The organism is Pseudomonas sp. Pseusp15, assembly GCF_059492165.1.
This window is the reverse complement of sequence record NZ_CP168523.1, coordinates 1,806,002-1,826,580: the sequence shown is the minus strand read 5'-3', so window position 1 is coordinate 1,826,580 and position 20,579 is coordinate 1,806,002. Positions and strand designations below refer to the sequence as shown.

The 20,579-nt window shown below is 60.4% G+C and carries 18 protein-coding genes; 10 read left to right on the top strand and 8 right to left on the bottom strand.

Features of this window, described 5'->3' with window-relative positions; all coding sequences use genetic code 11:
* Entirely contained in the window at positions 1-1,284 is a 1,284-nt protein-coding gene (locus tag ACEN8R_RS08350; protein WP_018929615.1) for an arsenic transporter, read from the bottom strand.
* Between the two features lie 144 nt (positions 1,285-1,428).
* The gene (locus tag ACEN8R_RS08345; protein ID WP_018929616.1) at positions 1,429-1,989 is read right to left on the bottom strand and encodes an NADPH-dependent FMN reductase; all 561 of its coding nucleotides are present in this window, start codon (positions 1,987-1,989) and stop codon (positions 1,429-1,431) included.
* A 184-nt stretch (positions 1,990-2,173) separates the two neighbouring features.
* On the opposite strand from ACEN8R_RS08345, the gene ACEN8R_RS08340 reads away from it, so the two are divergent.
* Both ACEN8R_RS08340 and ACEN8R_RS08335 read left to right on the top strand, forming a co-directional pair.
* Positions 2,174-2,410, top strand: coding sequence for a hypothetical protein (locus ACEN8R_RS08340; protein WP_018929617.1), 237 nt, complete (start codon positions 2,174-2,176; stop codon positions 2,408-2,410).
* An 88-nt stretch (positions 2,411-2,498) separates the two neighbouring features.
* Entirely contained in the window at positions 2,499-3,392 is an 894-nt protein-coding gene (locus tag ACEN8R_RS08335) for a LysR substrate-binding domain-containing protein (RefSeq protein WP_018929618.1), read from the top strand.
* Here ACEN8R_RS08335 and ACEN8R_RS08330 read toward each other — a convergent pair.
* From ACEN8R_RS08330 to ACEN8R_RS08310, 5 genes are all read right to left on the bottom strand, one after another.
* Positions 3,358-3,972 (bottom strand): GNAT family N-acetyltransferase, encoded by a 615-nt coding sequence (locus ACEN8R_RS08330; protein WP_007937773.1) that lies wholly within the window; start codon positions 3,970-3,972, stop codon positions 3,358-3,360. The genes ACEN8R_RS08335 and ACEN8R_RS08330 overlap by 35 nt on opposite strands.
* A gap of 14 nt (positions 3,973-3,986) precedes the next feature.
* Positions 3,987-6,242, bottom strand: a complete 2,256-nt coding sequence (locus ACEN8R_RS08325) for an Orn/Lys/Arg family decarboxylase (protein WP_495624750.1) — start codon at positions 6,240-6,242, stop codon at positions 3,987-3,989.
* A 292-nt stretch (positions 6,243-6,534) separates the two neighbouring features.
* Positions 6,535-7,293: a DNA polymerase III subunit epsilon gene (gene dnaQ / locus ACEN8R_RS08320; protein WP_007937771.1), complete on the bottom strand. Its 759-nt coding sequence runs from the start codon at positions 7,291-7,293 to the stop codon at positions 6,535-6,537.
* Positions 7,294-7,384: 91 nt separating this feature from the next.
* Positions 7,385-7,837, bottom strand: coding sequence for a ribonuclease HI (gene rnhA, locus ACEN8R_RS08315; RefSeq protein WP_003180633.1), 453 nt, complete (start codon positions 7,835-7,837; stop codon positions 7,385-7,387).
* A gap of 93 nt (positions 7,838-7,930) precedes the next feature.
* On the bottom strand, positions 7,931-8,689 hold the full coding sequence (locus ACEN8R_RS08310; protein WP_018929621.1) for a methyltransferase domain-containing protein: 759 nt from the start codon (positions 8,687-8,689) through the stop codon (positions 7,931-7,933).
* Between the two features lie 65 nt (positions 8,690-8,754).
* On the opposite strand from ACEN8R_RS08310, the gene gloB reads away from it, so the two are divergent.
* The 8 genes from gloB to fabI all read left to right on the top strand — a co-directional run bounded on the left by gloB (position 8,755) and on the right by fabI (position 19,560).
* Positions 8,755-9,522, top strand: coding sequence for a hydroxyacylglutathione hydrolase (gene gloB, locus ACEN8R_RS08305; protein WP_018929622.1), 768 nt, complete (start codon positions 8,755-8,757; stop codon positions 9,520-9,522).
* Between the two features lie 99 nt (positions 9,523-9,621).
* The gene (locus tag ACEN8R_RS08300; RefSeq protein WP_018929623.1) at positions 9,622-11,076 is read left to right on the top strand and encodes a transglycosylase SLT domain-containing protein; all 1,455 of its coding nucleotides are present in this window, start codon (positions 9,622-9,624) and stop codon (positions 11,074-11,076) included.
* Between the two features lie 285 nt (positions 11,077-11,361).
* Positions 11,362-13,194, top strand: coding sequence for an extracellular solute-binding protein (locus tag ACEN8R_RS08295; RefSeq protein WP_018929624.1), 1,833 nt, complete (start codon positions 11,362-11,364; stop codon positions 13,192-13,194).
* Positions 13,191-15,032 (top strand): extracellular solute-binding protein, encoded by a 1,842-nt coding sequence (locus ACEN8R_RS08290; protein WP_018929625.1) that lies wholly within the window; start codon positions 13,191-13,193, stop codon positions 15,030-15,032. Before ACEN8R_RS08295 ends, ACEN8R_RS08290 begins: the two co-directional genes overlap by 4 nt.
* 4 nt (positions 15,033-15,036) lie before the next feature.
* Positions 15,037-16,110 (top strand): microcin C ABC transporter permease YejB, encoded by a 1,074-nt coding sequence (locus ACEN8R_RS08285; protein ID WP_018929626.1) that lies wholly within the window; start codon positions 15,037-15,039, stop codon positions 16,108-16,110.
* Between the two features lies 1 nt (position 16,111).
* Positions 16,112-17,131, top strand: coding sequence for an ABC transporter permease (locus ACEN8R_RS08280; RefSeq protein WP_007906755.1), 1,020 nt, complete (start codon positions 16,112-16,114; stop codon positions 17,129-17,131).
* Position 17,132: 1 nt separating this feature from the next.
* Positions 17,133-18,743, top strand: coding sequence for an ABC transporter ATP-binding protein (locus tag ACEN8R_RS08275; RefSeq protein WP_018929627.1), 1,611 nt, complete (start codon positions 17,133-17,135; stop codon positions 18,741-18,743).
* 22 nt (positions 18,744-18,765) lie between these two features.
* Complete coding sequence (gene fabI / locus ACEN8R_RS08270) at positions 18,766-19,560, top strand: enoyl-ACP reductase FabI (protein WP_007937760.1); 795 nt, start codon at positions 18,766-18,768, stop codon at positions 19,558-19,560.
* A gap of 69 nt (positions 19,561-19,629) precedes the next feature.
* On the opposite strand, the gene ACEN8R_RS08265 is transcribed toward fabI, so the two are convergent.
* Complete coding sequence (locus tag ACEN8R_RS08265) at positions 19,630-20,484, bottom strand: LysR family transcriptional regulator (RefSeq protein WP_018929628.1); 855 nt, start codon at positions 20,482-20,484, stop codon at positions 19,630-19,632.
* Between the last annotated feature and the right edge of the window lie 95 nt (positions 20,485-20,579).

Sequence of the window (20,579 nt, the reverse complement as noted above, 5' to 3'; positions counted from 1 at the left end):
CTAGATGGATAACCGCAACGCCAAGGCCGCCAACGTCACCAACAACACCGGCACCGTCAGCACAACCCCGACCTTGAAGTAGTAGCCCCAGCCAATCCGGATATTCTTGCGCTGCAGCACATGCAGCCACAGCAAGGTCGCCAGACTGCCGATCGGGGTGATTTTCGGCCCCAGGTCGCTGCCGATGACGTTGGCGTAGATCATCGCCTCTTTCGCCACGCCGGTCGCCTGACTGGCATCGATCGAGAGCAAGCCGATCAGCACGGTCGGCAGATTGTTCATCACCGACGACAGCAACGCCGTCAGCACCCCGGTGCCCATGGCCGCGCCCCACACGCCGTAACCGGCGAAGCCATCCAGCCAACCGGCCAGATACCCGGTTAGCCCGGCGTTGCGCAGGCCATACACCACGAGGTACATCCCTAAGGAAAAAATCACGATCTGCCACGGCGCTTCTTTCATCACCTTACGCGTGGAAATCTTGTGGCCACGGGCGGCAATGGCCAGCAGCAATGCAGCGCACACCGCGGAGATCGCGCTGATCGGAATGCCCAACGGCTCAAGGGCAAAGCAGCCGAGCAGCAGAATCACCAACACCACCCAACCGGCATAAAACGTTGCAGTGTCGTGAATCGCGGTGGCCGGGTCTGCCAATTGCTCGGGATGGTAATCACGGGGGATGTCGCGACGGAAAAACACCATCAACATCGCCAGGGTCGCTGCCACGCTTACCAGATTGACCGGGATCATCACCGCGGCGTAGCGGTTGAAACTGATCTTGAAGAAGTCAGCCGAAACAATGTTCACCAGGTTCGACACCACCAGCGGCAGGCTCGCGGTGTCGGCGATGAAACCGGCCCCCATCACGAACGCCAGGGTCGCCGCCGGGGAAAAACGCAACGCCAGCAGCATGGAAATCACGATCGGCGTAAGAATCAGCGCCGCGCCGTCATTGGCGAACAACGCCGACACCAGTGCGCCGAGCAACACCATATAAGCAAAGAGCTTGCGCCCGCTGCCCCGCCCCCAACGGGCCACATGCAACGCGGCCCAGGCAAAGAACCCCGCCTCATCCAGCAGCAGGCTGATGATAATCAGCGCAACGAAGGTGCCAGTGGCATTCCAGATGATCTGCCATACCAGCGGAATATCGCTCAGGTGCACCACCCCGGACAGCAGTGCCAGCACCGCGCCGAATACCGCACTCCAGCCAACGCCCAGGCCTTTGGGTTGCCAGATCACCAGGGTGATGGTCAGCAAAAAAATCAATGATGCGATGAGCATATAAACCCGGTTCCAGCCCGACGGAAAAACGAAGCGCGGAATATAGGGAGGTTTGAATAGGCCGTAAAGTGAAGGTGGGATGAAATGCCCGATGTAGCAGCTGCCGAGCCTGCGAGACAGCCGCTACGAGCTAAAAGGAAGCGGTCATGGCTTTTTATGCTGCTCGACCCACTGCGCATACGCATTGATGAACTTCTGCAGGAACGGCTTGAGCGACTCCGACAACTTGCCCGCCTCGTCGAACGCTGAACCCGCGCCGCCCAGATAAGCTTCCGGCTGCTGCATGCACGGCACATTGAGAAACACCATCGACTGGCGCACATTGTGGTTGGCGCCAAATCCGCCGACGGCGCCCGGTGAAGCGCTGATCACTGCACCCGGCTTGCCGTCCCAGACACTCTGGCCATAGGGACGCGAACCAACGTCAATCGCATTCTTCAACGGCGCCGGCACCGAACGGTTGTATTCCGGGGTCACGAACAGCACCGCGTCGGATGAACGCACCTGTTGTCGGAAAGTGCTGTAGGCTGCCGGCGGTGAATCGCCATCGATGTCTTCGTTGTACAGCGGCAAATCGCCGATTTCGACGATAGTCAGCTTCAGATTGGCAGGCGCCAGCTCGGCCAGCGCCAGCGCGACCTTGCGGTTGATCGATGCTTTTCTCAGGCTGCCGACCAGAACGGCGATCTCGTAGACGTTGCTCATGGAAGATACTCGACTGTTCGATGGAAAGAGCTTCTAGTTATAGATGATCAAATGACGATTCAACCAGCGGGCGACGGAAAATCGCCGCCCCTGACTATTTTTTTCCTGTAGGAAAACTTACCTCGCCCAACCACGGTCTACAGAACCGCAAATTGAGTGATTTATCTCCAGAGGTTCTAAGCAGATGGCAGCAGTACTCGTCGGTCAGTTCCATGCAAGAGACGCGGAAGGCCGTGTTTATTCCGTGCATGAGTTCCAGGAATCCACCCTGTCGCACGACGGCCTCGCCGGCTCTGCGCCTGTCACCACCTATAAACTGGCCATTGGCGATCGGGTCAACAAACTCGACGACAACGCGTTTGTGCTGGTGCAAACCGGTGTCACCCTCATTCGCGAGCCTGAAACGAACGTCGCTTCATAACCCGCTGTTATGAGCAGAAGTCATATGCGCGCACTTGAGTTAGGATTCAGTCACTGACTCCCTCACCTGCTGAACATGGACTTCACGCATGCGTTTACGTCATATCGAAGTGATCCAGGCGCTCCTGCAGACCGGTCACCTGGGCACCGCGGCCGAATGGTTGCAGTTGCCCGTGACCGAGGTTGAACGCACGTTGCGCGATGCCGAGGATCAGTTGGGTTTCATGCTGTTTGCCAGCGTGCGTGGCCGTCTGCAAGCCACGCGCGAGGCGCGGGAGTTGCAGGTCGAGATCGCCCGCGTCTACGAGGCCCTTGAGCCGGTCCAGCGACTGGCCAGCAGCCTCAAGCAATATCTGGCCCCGCCCCTGCGAATCATCTGCACCCCGCCGCTGGCGCAACAACTGTTGCCGCAGAGCATCGCGGCGCTGCGCCGACGTCTCCCCGATGCACCTTGCACCCTCCTGAGCCAACCGACCCGCGAGATTGTCAGAAGCCTGCTGCTGCGCGAAAGCGATCTGGGCCTGAGCCTGCACGACCCGGACCATGCCGATATCGATTGCCAGGTCATCGCCCAGGGCAAGCTCCAGCTATTGGCACCCCATGGCTGGCTGCAACCGAAACAAAAGTACATTTCCCTGCAAGACTTGGCCGGCCAGTCAATGGTCGGCCTGGAAGGTCACGACCCGCTCAGTCCGGCGCTGGACAACAAGCTGCATGCGCTGCGCCCTGCCCCGGTCATCCAGACCCGAGTGCAGACGCATCAAATGATGCGCAGCATGGTCGAGGCCGGTGAAGGCCTGGCGATTGTCGATCCATTTACCGCCCTCGGCGCCAAATCGGCCGGGCTCGATGCCTGCCCGCTGGCGCCTGCGGTACCGGTCAGCGTCTACGCTCTGCGCCTGAAAAACGCCGAGCCCTCTCCGGCGGTTCAGACGCTGCTGGACATCATCACGGAACAAGCCGCGGCGATGCTGGCGAGCTGATCGGTTTTTCCAGCGGGTTATCGAACAATCGATACCAGAACAATGCGACTTCGGCGGTGTTCGGGTCGATCCCGCGATAACGCAGATGATCGATCCCGCCAACCACGTAGCCACAGCGTTCATACAGCCGGCAGGCCCCAAGATTATTGTTCTGGGTTTCCAGCATGATGCCCGGCAGCTTTTTCTTGCGGCTCCAGAACTGCGCTACGTCCAGCAACGCCTTGGCCACACCATGGCGACGCGCCGGTGCATGCACCGCCAATTCATCGATATGGGCGAAACCGTTCCAGTTGGTGCTGACCACCAGGTGGCCCACCGGCTCATCATCCAGATAGGCCATGAAAATCGCACTGTCGGCGGCGTCGCGAAAGCTGCTGAACTCTTCGGGATCGATGCCGTAGCACTTGCGATACGGGGTGATTGGCGTCACCGGCCACTGCGCCACCGGCTTGCCGATTTCTGCTGCGCCATAGGCGGCGACTTCAAAACTGAAATCACTGCCCCAGATATAAGCCGCAAAACCCTCATCGGCGACACGCACCGAGAGGCCCGGGTATTTGGGATTCATGACGGGCTGCATACTCGCAAAGGTCCTCATTCCTTGATGCAATCGACGGTGTAGTGCCGTCCATTGCCCTCGTCTTCATGTTGCAAGCCATGCACATCGGCGACAAACCCGGGGAAGCTGCTGTCGAACGCCCGGGCAAACTTCAGGTAATCGATGATCGAGCGGGTCGACTCGGTGAAACGCTCGCCGGGCATGATCAACGGGATCCCCGGCGGGTATGGCACCAGCATCACTGCCGCGATCCGCCCGTCCAGGGCATCGATCGAAACGGCCTCCACTTCCCCGCGTACCAATTGATCATAGGCGTCCGCTGGCTTCATCGCGACTTCCGGCAACACCGTGTACATGCGTTTGAGGTGTTTGGCCGTGGCGTTGCTGCGATAACAGGCGTGCAATTGATCGCACAGATCGCGCAACCCCATGCCTTGATAACGGGCCATGTTCTGTTGCGCCACGCACGGCAGGCAGGTGGCCAGGCTGACGTTGGCGTCGTAGCTGCGCTTGAACTCCAGTAACTCGGTCAGCAGCGTGCTCCATTTGCCCTTGGTAATGCCCATCGAGAACAGCACCAGGAATGAATACAGCCCAGTCTTTTCCACGACCAGCCCGCGTTCCCAGAGGAACTTGCTGACTACCGCCGCCGGAATCCCCCGCGCACTCAGCGCGCCGCCCGCCGTCAGCCCCGGCATCACCAGCGTGACCTTGATAGGATCGAGCAGCACATAGTCGTCAGTCACGCCGCCAAAGCCGTGCCAATCGGCGTCGGGTTGCAGCAGCCAGTCTTCGGCGGCCACCTGCTCGATGGCTTCGACCGAGGGCGGCTGCCAGATGGAAAACCACCAGTCATCGGCGGCGATATGCTGGCGCAGATTGGCCAGCGCCCGGCGAAAACTCAGCGCTTCGTCGAACATTTCCTGTAGCAACGAACGACCGGCCGGCCCTTCCATCATCGCCGAGGCCACGTCCAGCGAGGCGATGATGCTGTACTGCGGCGAGGTCGAGATGTGCATCATGAACGCTTCGTTGAAACGATCGCGATCCAGCTGCCGCGCACCGCCGTCCTGCACGTGAATCATCGACGCCTGGCTGAACGCCGCCAGCAGTTTGTGTGTGGAGTGAGTGGTGAACACCAAGGGGCTGTCTTCGCTGCGGGACGTGCCCATGCCATAACGGCCGGCGAAGAACTCGTGGAATGCCGCGTAGGCGAACCAGGCCTCGTCGAAATGCAGCACCTCGACGCTGTTGCCCAGGCTCTGTTTGATCAGTTCGGCGTTGTAACAGAGGCCGTCATAAGTCGAGTTGGTCACCACCGCCAACTTGACCTTGGGCTCGCGGCCTTGGGTCAGCGGGCTCGCGTCGATCTTGGCCTGGATTGATTCGCGGCTGAACTCACTCAACGGAATCGGGCCAATGATCCCCAGCTCATTGCGCTCCGGGCACAGGTACAGCGGAATCGCGCCGGTCATGATGATCGCGTGCAACACTGACTTGTGGCAGTTGCGATCCACCAGCACCAGATCATCGCGTGCCACCATGGAATGCCAGACGATCTTGTTGGCGGTCGAGGTGCCATTGATCACGAAAAAGGTGTGATCGGCGCCGAAGTTGCGAGCCGCTCGCGCTTCCGCCTCAGCCAGCGGGCCAGTGTGATCGAGCAGCGAACCGAGTTCCGGCACCGACACCGACAAATCCGAACGCAGGGTATTTTCCCCGAAAAACTGGTGAAACGCCTGCCCTACCGGGCTCTTGTGATACGCCACGCCGCCGCCATGCCCCGGCGTGTGCCAGGAATAATTGGAGTCTGCGGTGTGCTGCACCAGCGCCTTGAAGAACGGCGGCAACAGGCCGTCCAGGTACTTGCGCGCCGCGCGGGCAACCTGACGAGCAAGGAATGGCACGGTGTCTTCGAACAAATAGAGAATGCCGCGCAGCTGATTGAGCTCGGCCATGGCGTCGGCCGGGGCGTTTTCCAGGGTGACTTGTTCGCCCAGGGCGAAAATCGGCAGGTCCGGCGCCCGAACCCGCGCCAGGCGGATCAGTTCGGCCATGTTGTGCAGAAGATGCGCGTGGGTGCTGGCGTCTTCGGCGGCAATCAACATGCAGGCAAGGCCGTGATGGGTCGAGGCGACCAGACGCCCCTCGGTGTAATCGACCGCCGAAACGATACTGAAACCTTCCTGCTCCAGCTCCTGGGCAATGCCACGCACACGATCACCGGCAACGGTGTCTGCCTTGATGTCGCGGTGGACGATCAGGACCGGGAATTTCAAATCTTTATACATGAGGCTCGGCGTCCTGAGGCGGCAGACCGTGGCCTGCCAATCACCTCAGGGTAGAGGGTTGGAGCGCATGTGGCGAGGGGGATGCCCTGAAGTGGGCCGGCCGGCGCACCATCATGTGGCCAGCAAACTCGGTGTCGAGAAAGATACCTGTGGCGAGGGAGCTTGCTCCCGTTGGGCTGCGAAGCGCCCCCCCCTGCATTCGCTCGGAACCATATTGGCAGGATTTGCGACTGCTGCGCAGTCGAGCAGGAGCAAGCTCCCTCGCCACAAAAAACCTTCCGCTCGAAGGGACTCAGGCCTGAGCCTTGGCCTCGGCCAATTGCTGCCACAGCGACGGCGCGCCGGCGGATTTGGCGATGGCTTCCAGGCGCGCAACGTGTTGGGCCAGATCCTCTTCACTGGCGCGGATGATCCGGGTCGGCTGACGATCGGCCGGCAGACGACGGATTTCCGTGGCGGAATTATCGGCGCCTTCGCCCGAACCGTTGCCATCGGACGCGTTACCGGCCAGCGACAGGCTGGTCTGGCCGCCGGTCATGGTCAGGTAAACGTCGGCGAGAATCTCGGAGTCGAGCAAGGCGCCGTGCAGTTCACGGCCGGAGTTGTCGACGCCATAGCGTTTGCACAAGGCGTCGAGGCTGTTGCGCTGCCCCGGGTGACGTTCCCGGGCCATTATCAGGGTGTCGAGGATCGTGCAGTGTTGTGTGATGTCCGCGCGATCGTGCTGGCCCATCAAGGCAAATTCGTTGTTGATAAAGCCAACGTCGAACGCCGCGTTATGGATGATCAGCTGCGCGCCCTTGATGAACTCGAAAAATTCATCGGCCACTTCAGTGAAACGCGGCTTGCCCACCAGAAATTCGTTAGTGATGCCGTGGACGCCGATGGCGCCTTCGTCACTCTCGCGATCCGGTTGCAGGTAAACGTGGAAATGCCGGCCGGTCAGCCGCCGACCGATCAACTCGACACAACCGATTTCGATAATCCGGTGGCCGTCAGTCACCGGCATGCCGGTGGTTTCGGTATCGAGTACAACGGATCTGGTGGCCATCAGTGCTCAGCTCTCAACGGGTCAATCGTGCAAAAGCGGCGATGTTAACACGCTCGCGGGGGTCTTTCAGATAGACCGTGTTACGCCGGAATCAAGCCTGCTTGTACCCGCGCACTTCATCCACGCCACGGTTGGCCAGTTGGTCGGCCCGTTCGTTGCCATGATGGCCGATGTGCCCGCGCACCCATTTCCAGGTGACGTTGTGGCGGTTGACCTGCTCGTCGAGCAGTTTCCACAGGTCGGCGTTTTTCACTGGTTCCTTCGCGGCGGTTTTCCAGCCGCGTTTCTTCCAGTTGGCCATCCACTCGTTGATGCCTTTCATCACGTACTGGGAGTCGGTCACCAGCAGCACGTCGCAAGAACGCTTGAGCTCTTCCAGGCCACGGATCGCCCCCATCAGCTCCATGCGGTTGTTGGTGGTGTTGGCTTCGCCGCCCCAGAGTTCTTTTTCGACTCCCTTGCACACCAGCAACGCGCCCCAGCCGCCTGGGCCAGGGTTGCCCTTGCAGGCGCCATCGGTGAAGAGTTCTACGCTATCGCTCATGCCAATCTATCCAGAAAATGCGCTGGCTCGCCGATCGGTGACCGACGATGCCCGAGGCCGGGGCATACCCGGCCGGGAATATAAAAAAGTGTATTACGGTTCGATGTGACGACGATTGACCTTGGCCATCGGCAACGGAATCAGCTTGCCCATCGGCTCGCGCCGTACCTGGCGCACCGGCCGCAGCCCCACCACGATCTTGCGCGCGACTAATAAATAGAAGCCGCCACCCGACAATTGCCAGTCACCGGCCTTGCGCTCCCAACCGGCCAGACGAGCTTGCCAGGCAGGTGACGCAAGCGGCGGACGATAGCACCCGAAGCGGCGTTTCTCCAGCGCGAAGCCCAGCAGGTTCAGCCAGTCGCTGACCCGCGACGGCGAAATGCAGCGCGCCTTGCGCAAGGCGTCATGGGCGAACACATGACGCAGGCCCCAACTGCTCCAGGGGTTGATCCCGATAATCAGCAGATGCCCGCCAGGGCGCACACTGCTCGCCGCTTCGCGCAACAAGCCGTGTGGCGACAGGCAGAAATCCAGCCCATGCTGCAACACCACCACATCGGCGGCATGCTCGCTCAAGGGCCAGGCCTGCTCTTCGCAGACGATCTCGACCCCCGGCAACGGCGCGCCGAGTCGCACATTGCGCTGCACCTGCGGCGCCGCCGGTGGCGTCTGTGCCGAGGGGCCGTAATGCACCAGATAGCCGCCGAAGAAACGCCCCAACTCGTCTTCGAGCATGCGTCGTTCTTCGTCCAGCAAAAATTGCCCGATGGGACCGGACAGCCAGTCACGGGCCGCGCTGATCAATGCCAGCCAGTCAGGATCAGCCTGAGCGAACGCTTTATCGGTCATTGCATTCTCCAACGCGCCAGGAAGCTCTAAGATGCGCCAATGTTTTCCGCTTGGCGAATCCGACGATGATACAGATCAGTGCCCTGCCCGCCTTCACCGACAACTACATCTGGTTGCTACAAGACCACAGCACCCAGCGCTGCGCCGTAGTCGATCCGGGCGATGCCGCGCCCGTAGAGGCGTGGCTCGCGGCGCACCCGGGTTGGGTGCTAAGCGATATTCTGATCACTCATCACCATCATGACCATGTCGGCGGCGTCGAGCGGCTGAAAAAAGCGACAGACGCAACCGTCCATGGCCCGGCCAGCGAGACCATCCCGGCACGGGACGTGGCCCTCAAGGACAGCGACCGGATCAACGTGCTGGGCTGGGATTTCGATGTCATCACAGTACCGGGCCATACCCTCGGGCATATCGCCTATTACCACCGTGGTCATCTGTTTTGCGGCGACACCCTGTTCGCTGCCGGTTGCGGACGCTTGTTCGAAGGCACGCCCGAGCAAATGCATCACTCGCTGAGCCGCCTCGCGGCGCTTCCCGAAGACACGCTGGTCTACTGCACCCACGAGTACACCCTGAGCAATCTGAAGTTTGCCGTGGCGGTCGAACCGGGCAATCCCGACACCCTCGAACGACTGGCCAAAGTCACCCGTCAACGGGAAGCCGGAATCATGACGCTGCCTTCGACCCTGGCGCTGGAAAAGCTCACCAATCCGTTTTTGCGTACCGGCGAAACATCCGTTAAAGAAAAAGTGGACGAACGGAATGGAACCGAAAACCGGGCTCCGAGTGCGGTCTTTGCTGCATTGCGGGCTTGGAAAGATACGTTCTAAGCTGCCTGCGCAATGGTACAAAAATTCTGAATGGTTGACCGCAGGGGGTGTGCTTTCTAGAATCGCCCGACATTTTCGCCCGGAACTTACTTCCAGCCAATGTCGTCACCTATTCGTAAAGCCACCAATTCAGACGCATTGACCCGCTTGGCTCAAGCCATCGCGGTGGCTGTGTCCGCCACTTTGGCGGGCTGTTCAAGCCATGTGCCGCAGACCGAAGCGACACACACACCGAATATCGCAGCGCGAGCCAAGCAAAAACCAATCTGGCTCAGCGAAAAACCAACACCGCAAGTTCCCCAGGACGTCTGGGAGCGCATGCGCCAGGGCTTCCAGTTGCAGGACAACCTGGGCGTCAACCCGCGCATCGAGCAGCAGCGCCTGTGGTTCGCCAGCAACCCGTCCTTCCTCGAAAACGCCGGCGAACGCGGCAGCCTCTACATTCACTACATCGTCGAACGCCTTGAAGAGCGCAACATGCCGCTGGAACTGGCGCTGTTGCCAGTGATTGAAAGCGCCTACAACCCGATGGCCTATTCCCGGGCCGACGCGGTGGGCCTTTGGCAATTCATTCCTTCCACCGGGCGTTACTTCAACCTTCGTCAAACCCGTTTCTATGATGGCCGTCGCGATATCACCGCCTCGACCACCGCGGCCATGGATTACCTGACCCGCCTGCACGACATGTTCAACGGTGACTGGCTATTGGCCCTGGCGGCCTACAACGCCGGCGAAGGCACGGTCAGCCGGGCCATCGAGCGCAACGAGAAACTCGGTCTTCCAACCGACTATTGGAACCTGCCGCTGCCAGCGGAAACCCAGGCCTATGTGCCGAAGCTGCTGGCTCTGTCGCAAGTGGTGTTGGCGCCCGATGCCTATGGCGTGAACCTCAAGTCGATCGCCAACGAACCGTACTTCCAGGTCGTCGAAATCAACCAGCGCATGGACCTGTCCAAGGTTGCCGCGGTGGCCAACATCGACGAAGACGAACTGTTCCAGCTCAACCCGGCCTTCAAGCAACGCACTACCATCGACGGTCCCCAGCATCTGCTGGTGCCGACGTCCAAGGCGCAACTGCTGACTGCCAGCCTGTCGACCATGCGTCCTGAAGAGCTGATCAGCCAGCGGCCGCTCAAGCCGGTGTTCGAAGGTGCCGACGACAACGAAATCGCCAGCATCAAGCGCGCCTACCGGGTCAAGCGCGGAGAAAATCTGGCCTCCATTGCCAGGGCCAACAAGGTTGACGTCAAGGACCTGCAACGCTGGAACAAGCTGAACGGCAAGAACCTCAAGGTCGGCCAGACCCTTGTGATGCAGGACACCACCAAGCGCAGCGGCGGTCGCATCAACACTGTCGTGGCGGCGAACAGCAAAACCAGCGGCAAGTCAGACAAACAGAAGCCGCAGACCCAGTACAAGGTCCAGCAAGGTGACTCGTTGTACATGGTTGCCAAACGTTTCAATGTCGAAATGCAACACCTCAAGCGCTGGAACCCTCGGGTAGGCCAGGCGCTGAAACCGGGTCAGATGCTGACGGTTTCTTCCCCGCATTAATCAGCACGCCCTGCCTAGGGGCTTTTGTGGCGAGGGAGCTTGCTCCCGCTCGGCTGCGAAGCAGTCGTAAACCCAAGTACGCGGCGTGTCAGAAGTTACCGGATTTCAGGTTTTGGGGCTGCTTCGCAACCCAGCGGGAGCAAGCTCCCTCGCCACAGGTTCTGCGATCCGCAGGGCTATCGAGGCAGCGGTTAACAATGCATTAAGCCCCCGTCTTTTTCCTGTCGATACAAGCTGTTACTGTACGGCCCACAAAGCCCAAGCCGCCTGGATCGGATCTCTGACTTGAAGCGTCCCCTCCTCCTGCTCCTGATCAGCCTGGCCTTGAGCTCCCCCGCAAGCGCGACGATCAGCGAAAGCCACGGTTATGCGCAGTTCGGCACGCTCAAGTACCCGGCCAGATTTACCCACTTCGACTGGGTCAACCCGCAAGCGCCCAAGGGCGGTACGTTGCGGGTGATGGCGTTTGGCACCTTCGATACGCTCAACCCTTACACCTTCAAAGGTTCGAGCCCGGTTTCCACGGCCAACTTCCTGCAATACGGCATCAACGAACTCAACGAACCGCTGATGGTCGGCACCGGCCAGTACGCACCGTCGGGCGATGAGCCGACGTCCAGTTATGGCCTGATCGCCCAATCGGTGGAATACAGCGAAGACCGCAGCTGGGTGGTGTTCAACCTGCGCCCCGAAGCGCGCTTCCACGATGGCACGCCGATCACCGCTTACGATGTCGCGTTTTCTTACCGTCTGCTGCTCAAGGAAGGTCATCCGCAATACCGCACCAACCTGCAGGAAGTGTCGCGGGTCGACATCCTCAACCCGCAGCGCATTCGCTTCGTCTTCAAGCGCTCCGGTAATCCGTTGCTGATCCTGCGCCTGGGCGAGTTGCCGGTGTTGCCCCAGCATTACTGGAAAGATCGCGACTTCAAGGCCACCACCTTCGAGCCGCCATTGGGCAGTGGGCCGTATCGCATCACTTCGGTAACCCCCGGGCGGCAGATCGTCTTCGAACGGGTCAAGGATTACTGGGGCAAGGACCTGCCGGTCAATCGCGGCAAATACAACGTCGATCGCATGGAAGTCGAGTTCTACCGTGACAGCGACGTGGCCTTCGAAGCGTTCAAGGCCGGCGAGTTCGACATCTACATCGAGCATCAGGCGAAAAACTGGGACAACGGCTACGACTTCCCGGCCGTGCGCCGTGGCGAGGTGATCAAGGCGCAGATCCCGCACCAGATCCCGACCCAGAGCCAGGGCCTGTTCATGAACACTCGGCGGTCGACCTTCGCCCAGATCAAGGTCCGTGAAGCGCTGGGACTGATGTTCGATTTCGAGTGGACCAACCGCACGCTGTTCAGCGGCGCCTACACACGCGCCATGAGTTACTACCCCAACAGCGAGTTCTCTGCCACGGGACTGCCGGTCGGCCACGAGTGGCTGTTGCTCAAGCCCTATCGCGATCAGTTGCCCGCCAAGCTGCTCACCGAGCCGTTCAGCCTGCCGCAGACCGAAGGCCGCGGCATTCCGCGCGAAACCATGCGCAAGGCCTTGGGCCTGCTCGCCGAAGCCGGTTGGAAGCTCAATGGCCAGCGGCTGCAGAACAGCATCGGCCAACCGCTACGCTTCGAGATCCTGCTGGTCAACCCGAACCTGGAGCGGATCCTTCAGCCTTACGTCGAGAACCTCGCCAGCATCGGTATCGACGCACGGCTGCGCACGGTCGATCGCGCCCAGTACAAACAGCGCCTCGATCAATTCGATTTCGACATGATCCTGATGACCCTCAACCAGACCCTCAGCCCGGGCCTGGAACAATGGCAGTACTTCCACTCCAGCCAGGTCGGGATCAAGGGCAGCAAGAACTACGCAGGCATCGCCGACCCGGTGGTCGACCATTTGCTCGAACAACTGCTCGGCGCCCAGACCCGGGATGAACAAGTCGCCGCCGGCAAGGCGCTCGACCGGGTGCTGCTATGGCAGCACTACATCATTCCCAACTGGTACCTCAATTATCACCGCTTGGCCTACCGCAACCGGTTCGCCTTCGTCACCACGCCGCCCTACACCCTGGGCCTGAGCGCTTGGTGGCTGAAATCTTCGGAGAAAGATCAATGACTCCCTTACGCGCCCTGCTCTTGCAGGCCAGCGGTCTGTTGTTCGCCGGGCTGGCCTGCGCCGCCCCGCAACACGCCTTGACCCTGTACAACGAGCCGCCGAAATACCCGGCCGACTTCAAGCACTTCGATTACGTAAACCCCGACGCGCCGAAGGGCGGGATCTTCCGTCAGGCCGGGTTCGGTGGCTTCGACAGCCTCAATCCGTTCATCAGCAAAGGCGTGCCGGCCGACGACATCAGCATGATCTACGACACCCTGGCCAAACAGGGTCTGGATGAACCCTTCACTGAATACGGCCTGATCGCCGGCAAAATCGAGAAAGCCCCGGACAACAGCTGGGTGCGCTTCTACCTGCGTCCCGAAGCTCGTTTTCACGACGGCCACCCGGTGCGCGCCGAAGACGTGGTGTTCAGCTTCCAGACCCTGATCAAGGACGGCGCCCCGCTCTACCGCGGCTATTACAGCGACGTGGAAGAAGCGATCGCCGAAGACCCGCTCACCGTGCTGTTCAAGTTCAAGCACACCAACAACCGCGAACTGCCGCTGATCCTCGGCCAATTGCCGGTATTGCCCAAGCATTGGTGGGCCACCCGCGATTTCAACAAGGGCAACCTGGAACTGCCGCTGGGCAGCGGCCCGTACAAAGTCACCGAAGTGAAGGCCGGGCGTTCGGTGCGCTATGAACGGGTCAAGGATTACTGGGGCAAGGACCTGCCGGTCAATCGCGGGTTCTACAACTTCGATGTGATGACCACTGACTATTACCGCGACAACACCGTCGCGCTGGAAGCGCTCAAGGCCGGTCAGTTCGACTACTGGCTGGAAATGTCCGCGAAAAACTGGGCCAAGGCCTACAACCTTCCGGCGGTGACCGAAGGGCGGCTGATCAAGGAAGAAATTCCCAACGGCAACCCCACCGGCATGCAAGGCTTCGTGTTCAACCTGCGTCGTCCGGTGTTCCAGGATGTGCGCGTGCGCCAGGCGCTGACCCTGTTGCTGGACTTCGAGTGGACCAACAAGCAACTGTTCAACGGCGCCTACGTGCGTACCCGCAGTTACTTCGAAAACTCGGAAATGGCCGCCACTGGCCTGCCGGACGCCGATCAACTGGCGATTCTCGACCCGTTCCGCGGCAAGATTCCCGAGCAAGTGTTCAGCGAGGCGTTCCAGAACCCGCTGACCGACGCCAGCGGCATGATCCGCACCCAGCAGCGCAAAGCCTATCAACTGCTGCAAGAGGCCGGCTGGCGGATCGTCGACGACAAGATGGTCGACGCCACCGGCAAACCGGTGACCATCGAGTTCCTGCTGGCCCAGACCGAGTTCGAGCGGGTGCTGCTGCCGTTCAAGCGCAACCTCAGCGACCTGGGCATCGATCTGGTGATCCGTCGGGTCGACGTCTCGCAATACATCAACCGCGTACGCTCCCGGGACTTCGACATGATCGTCGGCAGTTTCCCGCAATCCAACTCACCGGGTAACGAACAGCGCGAGTTCTGGATGACTGCCGCCGCCGACAAACCCGGCAGCCGCAACTCCATGGGCCTTAAAGACCCAGTAGTGGACCAACTGGTCGAGCAACTGATCAACGCCGATTCGCGCAAAAGCCTGGTGGCCCACGCCCGGGCGCTGGACCGGGTGCTGCAATGGGGCTATTACGTGATCCCCAACTGGCACATCAAGACCTGGCGTGTGGCGTACTGGAACCACATCGGCCACCCGAAGGTTTCACCCAAATATGACATCGGCATCAATACCTGGTGGGTCAAGCCCGACGCGACACCTGCGATAGAAGTCGAAACAAAACTGCAAGCCGACCCTGCGGGCACGGAGTAATCAGATGCTGGCGTATATTTTTCGGCGACTGCTGCTGATCATCCCGACCCTGTTTGGCATTTTGCTGATCAACTTCGTGATCATCCAGGCCGCCCCCGGTGGGCCGGTGGAACAGATGATCGCCAAACTCGAAGGCTTCGAAGGCGCCACCAGCCGCATTGCCGGCGGCGGAGCCGAAGTGTCGGTGGCAGGTTCCGCCTATCGCGGCGCCCAGGGCCTGGACCCGGCGCTGGTCAAGGAAATCGAGCACATGTATGGCTTCGACAAATCGGCGCCGGAACGCTTGTGGATCATGATCAAGAACTACGCCACCCTGGATTTCGGCGACAGCTTCTTCCGCGACGCCAAGGTCATCGACCTGATCAAGGAAAAGATGCCGGTGTCGATCTCCCTCGGGCTGTGGAGCACGCTGATCATGTACCTGGTGTCGATCCCGCTGGGGATCGCCAAGGCGACACGCCACGGCAGCCACTTCGATGTGTGGACCAGTTCGGCGATCATCGTCGGTTACGCGATCCCGGCGTTCCTGTTCGCCATCCTGCTGATTGTGGTGTTCGCCGGCGGCAGCTATTTCGACTGGTTCCCGCTACGGGGCCTGACCTCGAACAACTTTGATGAGCTCAGCACCGGCGGCAAGATCCTCGATTATTTCTGGCACCTGGCTCTGCCGGTCACTGCACTGGTGATCGGCCACTTCGCGACCATGACGCTGCTGACCAAAAACAGCTTCCTCGACGAAATCAACAAGCAATACGTGGTCACCGCCAAAGCCAAGGGCCTGACCCGTCACCGCGTGCTCTACGGCCACGTGTTTCGCAACGCGATGCTGTTGGTGATCGCCGGCTTCCCTTCAGCGCTCATCGGGATCTTCTTCACCGGCTCATTGCTGGTGGAAGTGATCTTCTCCCTCGACGGCCTCGGCCTGATGAGTTTCGAAGCAGCGATCAACCGCGACTACCCGATCGTCTTCGGCACGCTGTTCATCTTCACGCTGCTGGGGCTGGTGCTCAAGCTGATCGGCGACCTCACGTACACCCTTGTCGATCCGCGCATCGACTTCGAAAGCCGGGAGCATTGAGATGAACCTGTCCCCTCTCAATCGCCGACGTTTCGAGCTGTTCAAGGCCAACAAGCGAGGCTGGTGGTCGTTGTGGCTGTTTCTGATTCTGTTCGGCGCAAGCCTCGGCGCCGAGCTGATCGCCAACGACAAACCGCTGGTGGTGCATTACGACAACGCCTGGTACTTCCCGGCGCTCAAGCGCTATCCGGAAACCGCGTTCGGCGGTGAATTCCCGCTGGAAGCCAACTACAAGAGCCCGTACATCCGCGAACTGCTCAAGGCCAAGGACGCCTGGGTGGTGTGGGCGCCGATCCCCTACAGCTACCAGAGCATCAACTACGACCTGAAAGTCCCGGCCCCGGCGCCGCCGTCCGCCGACAACCTGCTGGGCACCGATGACCAGGGCCGCGACGTGTTGGCCCGGGTGATTTACGGTTTCCGGATTTCGGTGCTGTTCGCTTTGACGCTGACCATTCTCAGCTCGATCATCGGCGTGATCGCCGGCGCCTTGCAGGGCTTTTATGGCGGCTGGGTCGACCTGGCCGGGCAGCGTTTCCTGGAGATCTGGTCCGGGCTGCCGGTACTGTACCTGCTGATCATCCTCGCCAGTTTCGTGCAGCCGAACTTCTGGTGGCTGCTGGGGATCATGTTGCTGTTTTCGTGGATGAGCCTGGTGGATGTGGTGCGCGCGGAGTTCCTGCGCGGGCGGAATCTGGAGTACGTGCGCGCGGCCCGGGCGCTGGGCATGCAGAATGGTGCGATCATGTTCCGCCACATTTTGCCCAACGCCATGGTCTCGACCATGACCTTCATGCCGTTCATCCTGACCGGCGCCATCGGTACGCTGACCGCCCTCGACTTCCTCGGCTTCGGTTTGCCGCCGGGCGCCCCGTCGCTGGGTGAGTTGGTGGCTCAGGGCAAATCCAACCTGCAAGCGCCGTGGCTCGGTATGAGTGCGTTTGCGGTGCTGGCGTTGATGTTGAGTTTGCTGGTATTCATCGGCGAGTCCGCTCGCGATGCCTTCGACCCGAGGAAGTGAAATGAATCAGGACAATCTGATCGAAGTGCGCGACCTGGCCGTCGAATTTGTCGTTGGCGAGCACGTTCAGCGGGTGGTCGAAGGCGTCAGCTTCGACATCAAGCGCGGCGAAACCCTGGCGCTGGTGGGTGAAAGCGGCTCCGGCAAATCGGTGACTGCCCACTCGATCCTGCGGCTGCTGCCCTATCCGCTGGCCCGGCATCCGTCCGGCACCATCACCTATTCCGACCGGAACTTGTTGGAGCTGAAAGAGAAAACCATCCGCCACATCCGCGGCAACCGGATCGCGATGATCTTTCAAGAGCCGATGACCTCGCTCAACCCACTGCACTCGATCGAGAAGCAGATCAACGAGGTATTGGGCATCCACAAGGGCCTGACCGGCAAAGTCGCGACCAGGCGCACGCTGGAGCTGCTGGAGATGGTCGGCATCCCGGAACCCGAGAAGCGTCTCAAGGCCCTGCCCCACGAATTGTCCGGTGGCCAGCGCCAGCGGGTCATGATCGCCATGGCCCTGGCCAACGAGCCGGAACTGCTGATCGCCGACGAACCGACCACCGCTCTGGACGTGACTGTTCAGCTGAAAATCCTCGAATTGCTCAAGGAATTGCAGGCCCGCCTGGGCATGGCGCTGTTACTGATCAGTCACGATTTGAACCTTGTACGAAGAATTGCGCATCGCGTATGTGTCATGCAGCGCGGTTGCATCGTCGAACAGGCATCGTGCGAAGAATTGTTCCGCGCGCCGCAGCATCCGTACACCCGGGAACTGCTGGCAGCGGAGCCCAGCGGCAAGCCTGCGACCAATGTAATTGGCCCGCCATTGCTGCAGGTCGAGGACCTGAAAGTCTGGTTCCCGATCAAGAAAGGCTTTCTGAAAAAGACCGTCGACCACATCAAGGCGGTGGACGGCATCAATTTCAGCCTGCCCCAGGGACAGACTCTGGGGATTGTGGGAGAAAGCGGTTCCGGCAAGTCGACGCTCGGTTTGGCGATTTTGCGGCTGATCGGCAGCAAAGGGGCAATCCGTTTTGAAGGCAAGCAGCTAGACTGCCTGACGCAGCAACAGGTTCGGCCGCTGCGGCGGGAAATGCAGGTGGTGTTCCAGGACCCTTTCGGCAGCCTGAGCCCACGGATGTGCGTGAGCCAGATCGTCGGCGAAGGCCTGCGGATCCACAAGATGGGCACCGAGGCCGAGCAGGAACAAGCGATTATTGCGGCACTCAAGGAGGTAGGCCTGGACCCGGAAACCCGGCACCGCTACCCCCATGAATTTTCCGGTGGGCAGCGGCAGAGAATCGCCATTGCCCGGGCTTTAGTGCTAAAACCGGCGTTGATTCTGCTGGACGAGCCGACTTCGGCCCTCGACCGCACCGTGCAACGCCAAGTGGTGGAGCTGCTACGTTCACTGCAAACCAAGTACAACCTGACGTATTTGTTTATCAGCCATGACCTGGCTGTCGTCAAAGCGCTGAGCCACCAGCTGATGGTGGTCAAGCATGGCCAAGTGGTCGAACAGGGAGACGCGCAAAGTATCTTTGCCGCCCCCCAACATCCGTATACACAGCAGTTGCTGGAAGCCGCTTTTCTGGCACCAGCCACTGCGCAATAAACCTGAAAGAGAGGAGCAACACATGGGTTTTCTCGCCGGTAAGCGCGTACTGATCGTCGGTGTCGCCAGCAAGCTGTCCATCGCATCCGGCATCGCTGCCGCCATGCATCGCGAGGGCGCTGAGCTTGCCTTCACTTATCAGAACGACAAACTCAAGGGTCGTGTCGAAGAATTCGCACAGGGCTGGGGTTCGAGCCCTGAGCTGTGCTTCCCGTGCGACGTGGCCAGCGATGCCGAAATCGCCAAGGTCTTCGAAGAGTTGAGCAAGAAGTGGGACGGCCTGGACTGCATCGTGCACTCCGTCGGCTTCGCCCCGGGCGACCAACTGGACGGCGACTTCACCGAAGCCACCACCCGTGAAGGTTTCCGCATCGCTCACGACATCAGCGCCTACAGCTTCGTGGCCCTGGCCAAGGCTGGTCGCGAAATGATGAAAGGCCGCAATGGCAGCCTGCTGACCCTGTCGTACCTGGGCGCCGAGCGCACCATGCCGAACTACAACGTAATGGGCATGGCCAAGGCTTCCCTGGAAGCTGGCGTACGTTACCTGGCCGGCTCCCTGGGCCCGGACGGCACCCGCGTCAACTGCGTATCGGCTGGCCCGATCCGCACCCTCGCCGCTTCCGGCATCAAGAACTTCCGCAAAATGCTGGCCGCCAACGAAGCGCAAACCCCGCTGCGTCGTAACGTCACCATCGAAGAAGTCGGCAACGCCGGCGCCTTCCTGTGCTCGGACCTGGCGTCCGGCATCAGCGGCGAAATCATGTACGTAGACGGCGGCTTCAACACCACCGCCATGGGCAACATCGAAGAGTGATCTTCGGTTAGCCGTTAAAAAACCCGCCTCTTCAGGCGGGTTTTTTGTGCCCTCAAATTCAAAAGATCTTCACAACAAACACTGAGCAAACAACTGCTGGATCGGCTGTGTACGCTGGCTATAACGCTGCAACAGCACGATCTCCCGGTAGAACGTCAGCTCTCCCAGCGGGATGATCCTGACCTTCGCCCCATGCTCAAGCCACAGCCCCGCCTCGGGCAATAGCGAAACACCCAGCCCGCATTCCACCATCTTGACAATGGCTTCCAGCTCATCCAGCTCCAGAGCCACCTGTACATCAATCTGCTGCTCGCGCAAAAAACGCGTCACCAATCGCCCACCGAATGAATTGCGGTCGTAGCGTACGTGAGGATGGCTGGCGAGTAACTGCAGCGGGTCATCCCCCTCAAGGTCGGCCGGCACGATCAGCACAAACGGCTCCCGGCGAATGACTTGCACCGATAATTCCTTGGGTAATTCAAACGGCGGCTTGATCAGAATCGCCAGGTCCACTTCGCCAGTGTCCACCTGGCTCAGCAGGTTCAGGGATACCCCCGGCACCAGTTTCGCCTCCAGCAACGGCGCCTGTTGCCTGAGTCGCAACAGCGCCCGTGGCAACAAACCGGTCTGGACGGTGGCCACCGCGCCGATCTTCAATTCGCCACGAAACTCGCTGATGTCATCACTGACGGCCATGCGACTGAAGATCTCGAGCATTTCCTGAGCCATCGGCAACGCTCGCTGCCCTGCGGCATTGAGGAGTGCCTGACGCCCGGTGCGATCGAACAGACGGATGCCCAACGCCTGCTCCAGATTGCGGATCTGCGCGCTGACCGCCGACTGAGTCAGGCCGATGTGCATGCCTGCCGCTGCGAACGTGCCATGGCGCGTCACAGCAATGAAGGTTTTCAGTTCCCGCAGCATACTGCCCCCAATTGATCGAAATAATTTGAGCTCGCTGCAAAAATTATCGTCTTTTAATCAAAAAGCACAGGACTAAACTCAGCCTCAACGCTCAA

Bases quoted from the DNA above. Each gene is read 5' to 3' on its own strand.
- ACEN8R_RS08275 (WP_018929627.1), top strand. From the start codon at position 17,133: ATGAATCAGGACAATCTGATCGAAGTGCGCGACCTGGCCGTCGAATTT.
- gloB (WP_018929622.1), top strand. From the start codon at position 8,755: ATGATACAGATCAGTGCCCTGCCCGCCTTCACCGACAACTACATCTGG.
- rnhA (WP_003180633.1), bottom strand. From the start codon at position 7,837: ATGAGCGATAGCGTAGAACTCTTCACCGATGGCGCCTGCAAGGGCAAC.
- ACEN8R_RS08285 (WP_018929626.1), top strand. From the start codon at position 15,037: ATGCTGGCGTATATTTTTCGGCGACTGCTGCTGATCATCCCGACCCTG.
- ACEN8R_RS08300 (WP_018929623.1), top strand. From the start codon at position 9,622: ATGTCGTCACCTATTCGTAAAGCCACCAATTCAGACGCATTGACCCGC.
- dnaQ (WP_007937771.1), bottom strand. From the start codon at position 7,293: ATGGCCACCAGATCCGTTGTACTCGATACCGAAACCACCGGCATGCCG.
- ACEN8R_RS08335 (WP_018929618.1), top strand. From the start codon at position 2,499: ATGCGTTTACGTCATATCGAAGTGATCCAGGCGCTCCTGCAGACCGGT.
- ACEN8R_RS08330 (WP_007937773.1), bottom strand. From the start codon at position 3,972: ATGCAGCCCGTCATGAATCCCAAATACCCGGGCCTCTCGGTGCGTGTC.
- ACEN8R_RS08345 (WP_018929616.1), bottom strand. From the start codon at position 1,989: ATGAGCAACGTCTACGAGATCGCCGTTCTGGTCGGCAGCCTGAGAAAA.
- ACEN8R_RS08350 (WP_018929615.1), bottom strand. From the start codon at position 1,284: ATGCTCATCGCATCATTGATTTTTTTGCTGACCATCACCCTGGTGATC.
- fabI (WP_007937760.1), top strand. From the start codon at position 18,766: ATGGGTTTTCTCGCCGGTAAGCGCGTACTGATCGTCGGTGTCGCCAGC.
- ACEN8R_RS08290 (WP_018929625.1), top strand. From the start codon at position 13,191: ATGACTCCCTTACGCGCCCTGCTCTTGCAGGCCAGCGGTCTGTTGTTC.
- ACEN8R_RS08265 (WP_018929628.1), bottom strand. From the start codon at position 20,484: ATGCTGCGGGAACTGAAAACCTTCATTGCTGTGACGCGCCATGGCACG.
- ACEN8R_RS08280 (WP_007906755.1), top strand. From the start codon at position 16,112: ATGAACCTGTCCCCTCTCAATCGCCGACGTTTCGAGCTGTTCAAGGCC.
- ACEN8R_RS08325 (WP_495624750.1), bottom strand. From the start codon at position 6,242: ATGTATAAAGATTTGAAATTCCCGGTCCTGATCGTCCACCGCGACATC.
- ACEN8R_RS08340 (WP_018929617.1), top strand. From the start codon at position 2,174: ATGGCAGCAGTACTCGTCGGTCAGTTCCATGCAAGAGACGCGGAAGGC.
- ACEN8R_RS08310 (WP_018929621.1), bottom strand. From the start codon at position 8,689: ATGACCGATAAAGCGTTCGCTCAGGCTGATCCTGACTGGCTGGCATTG.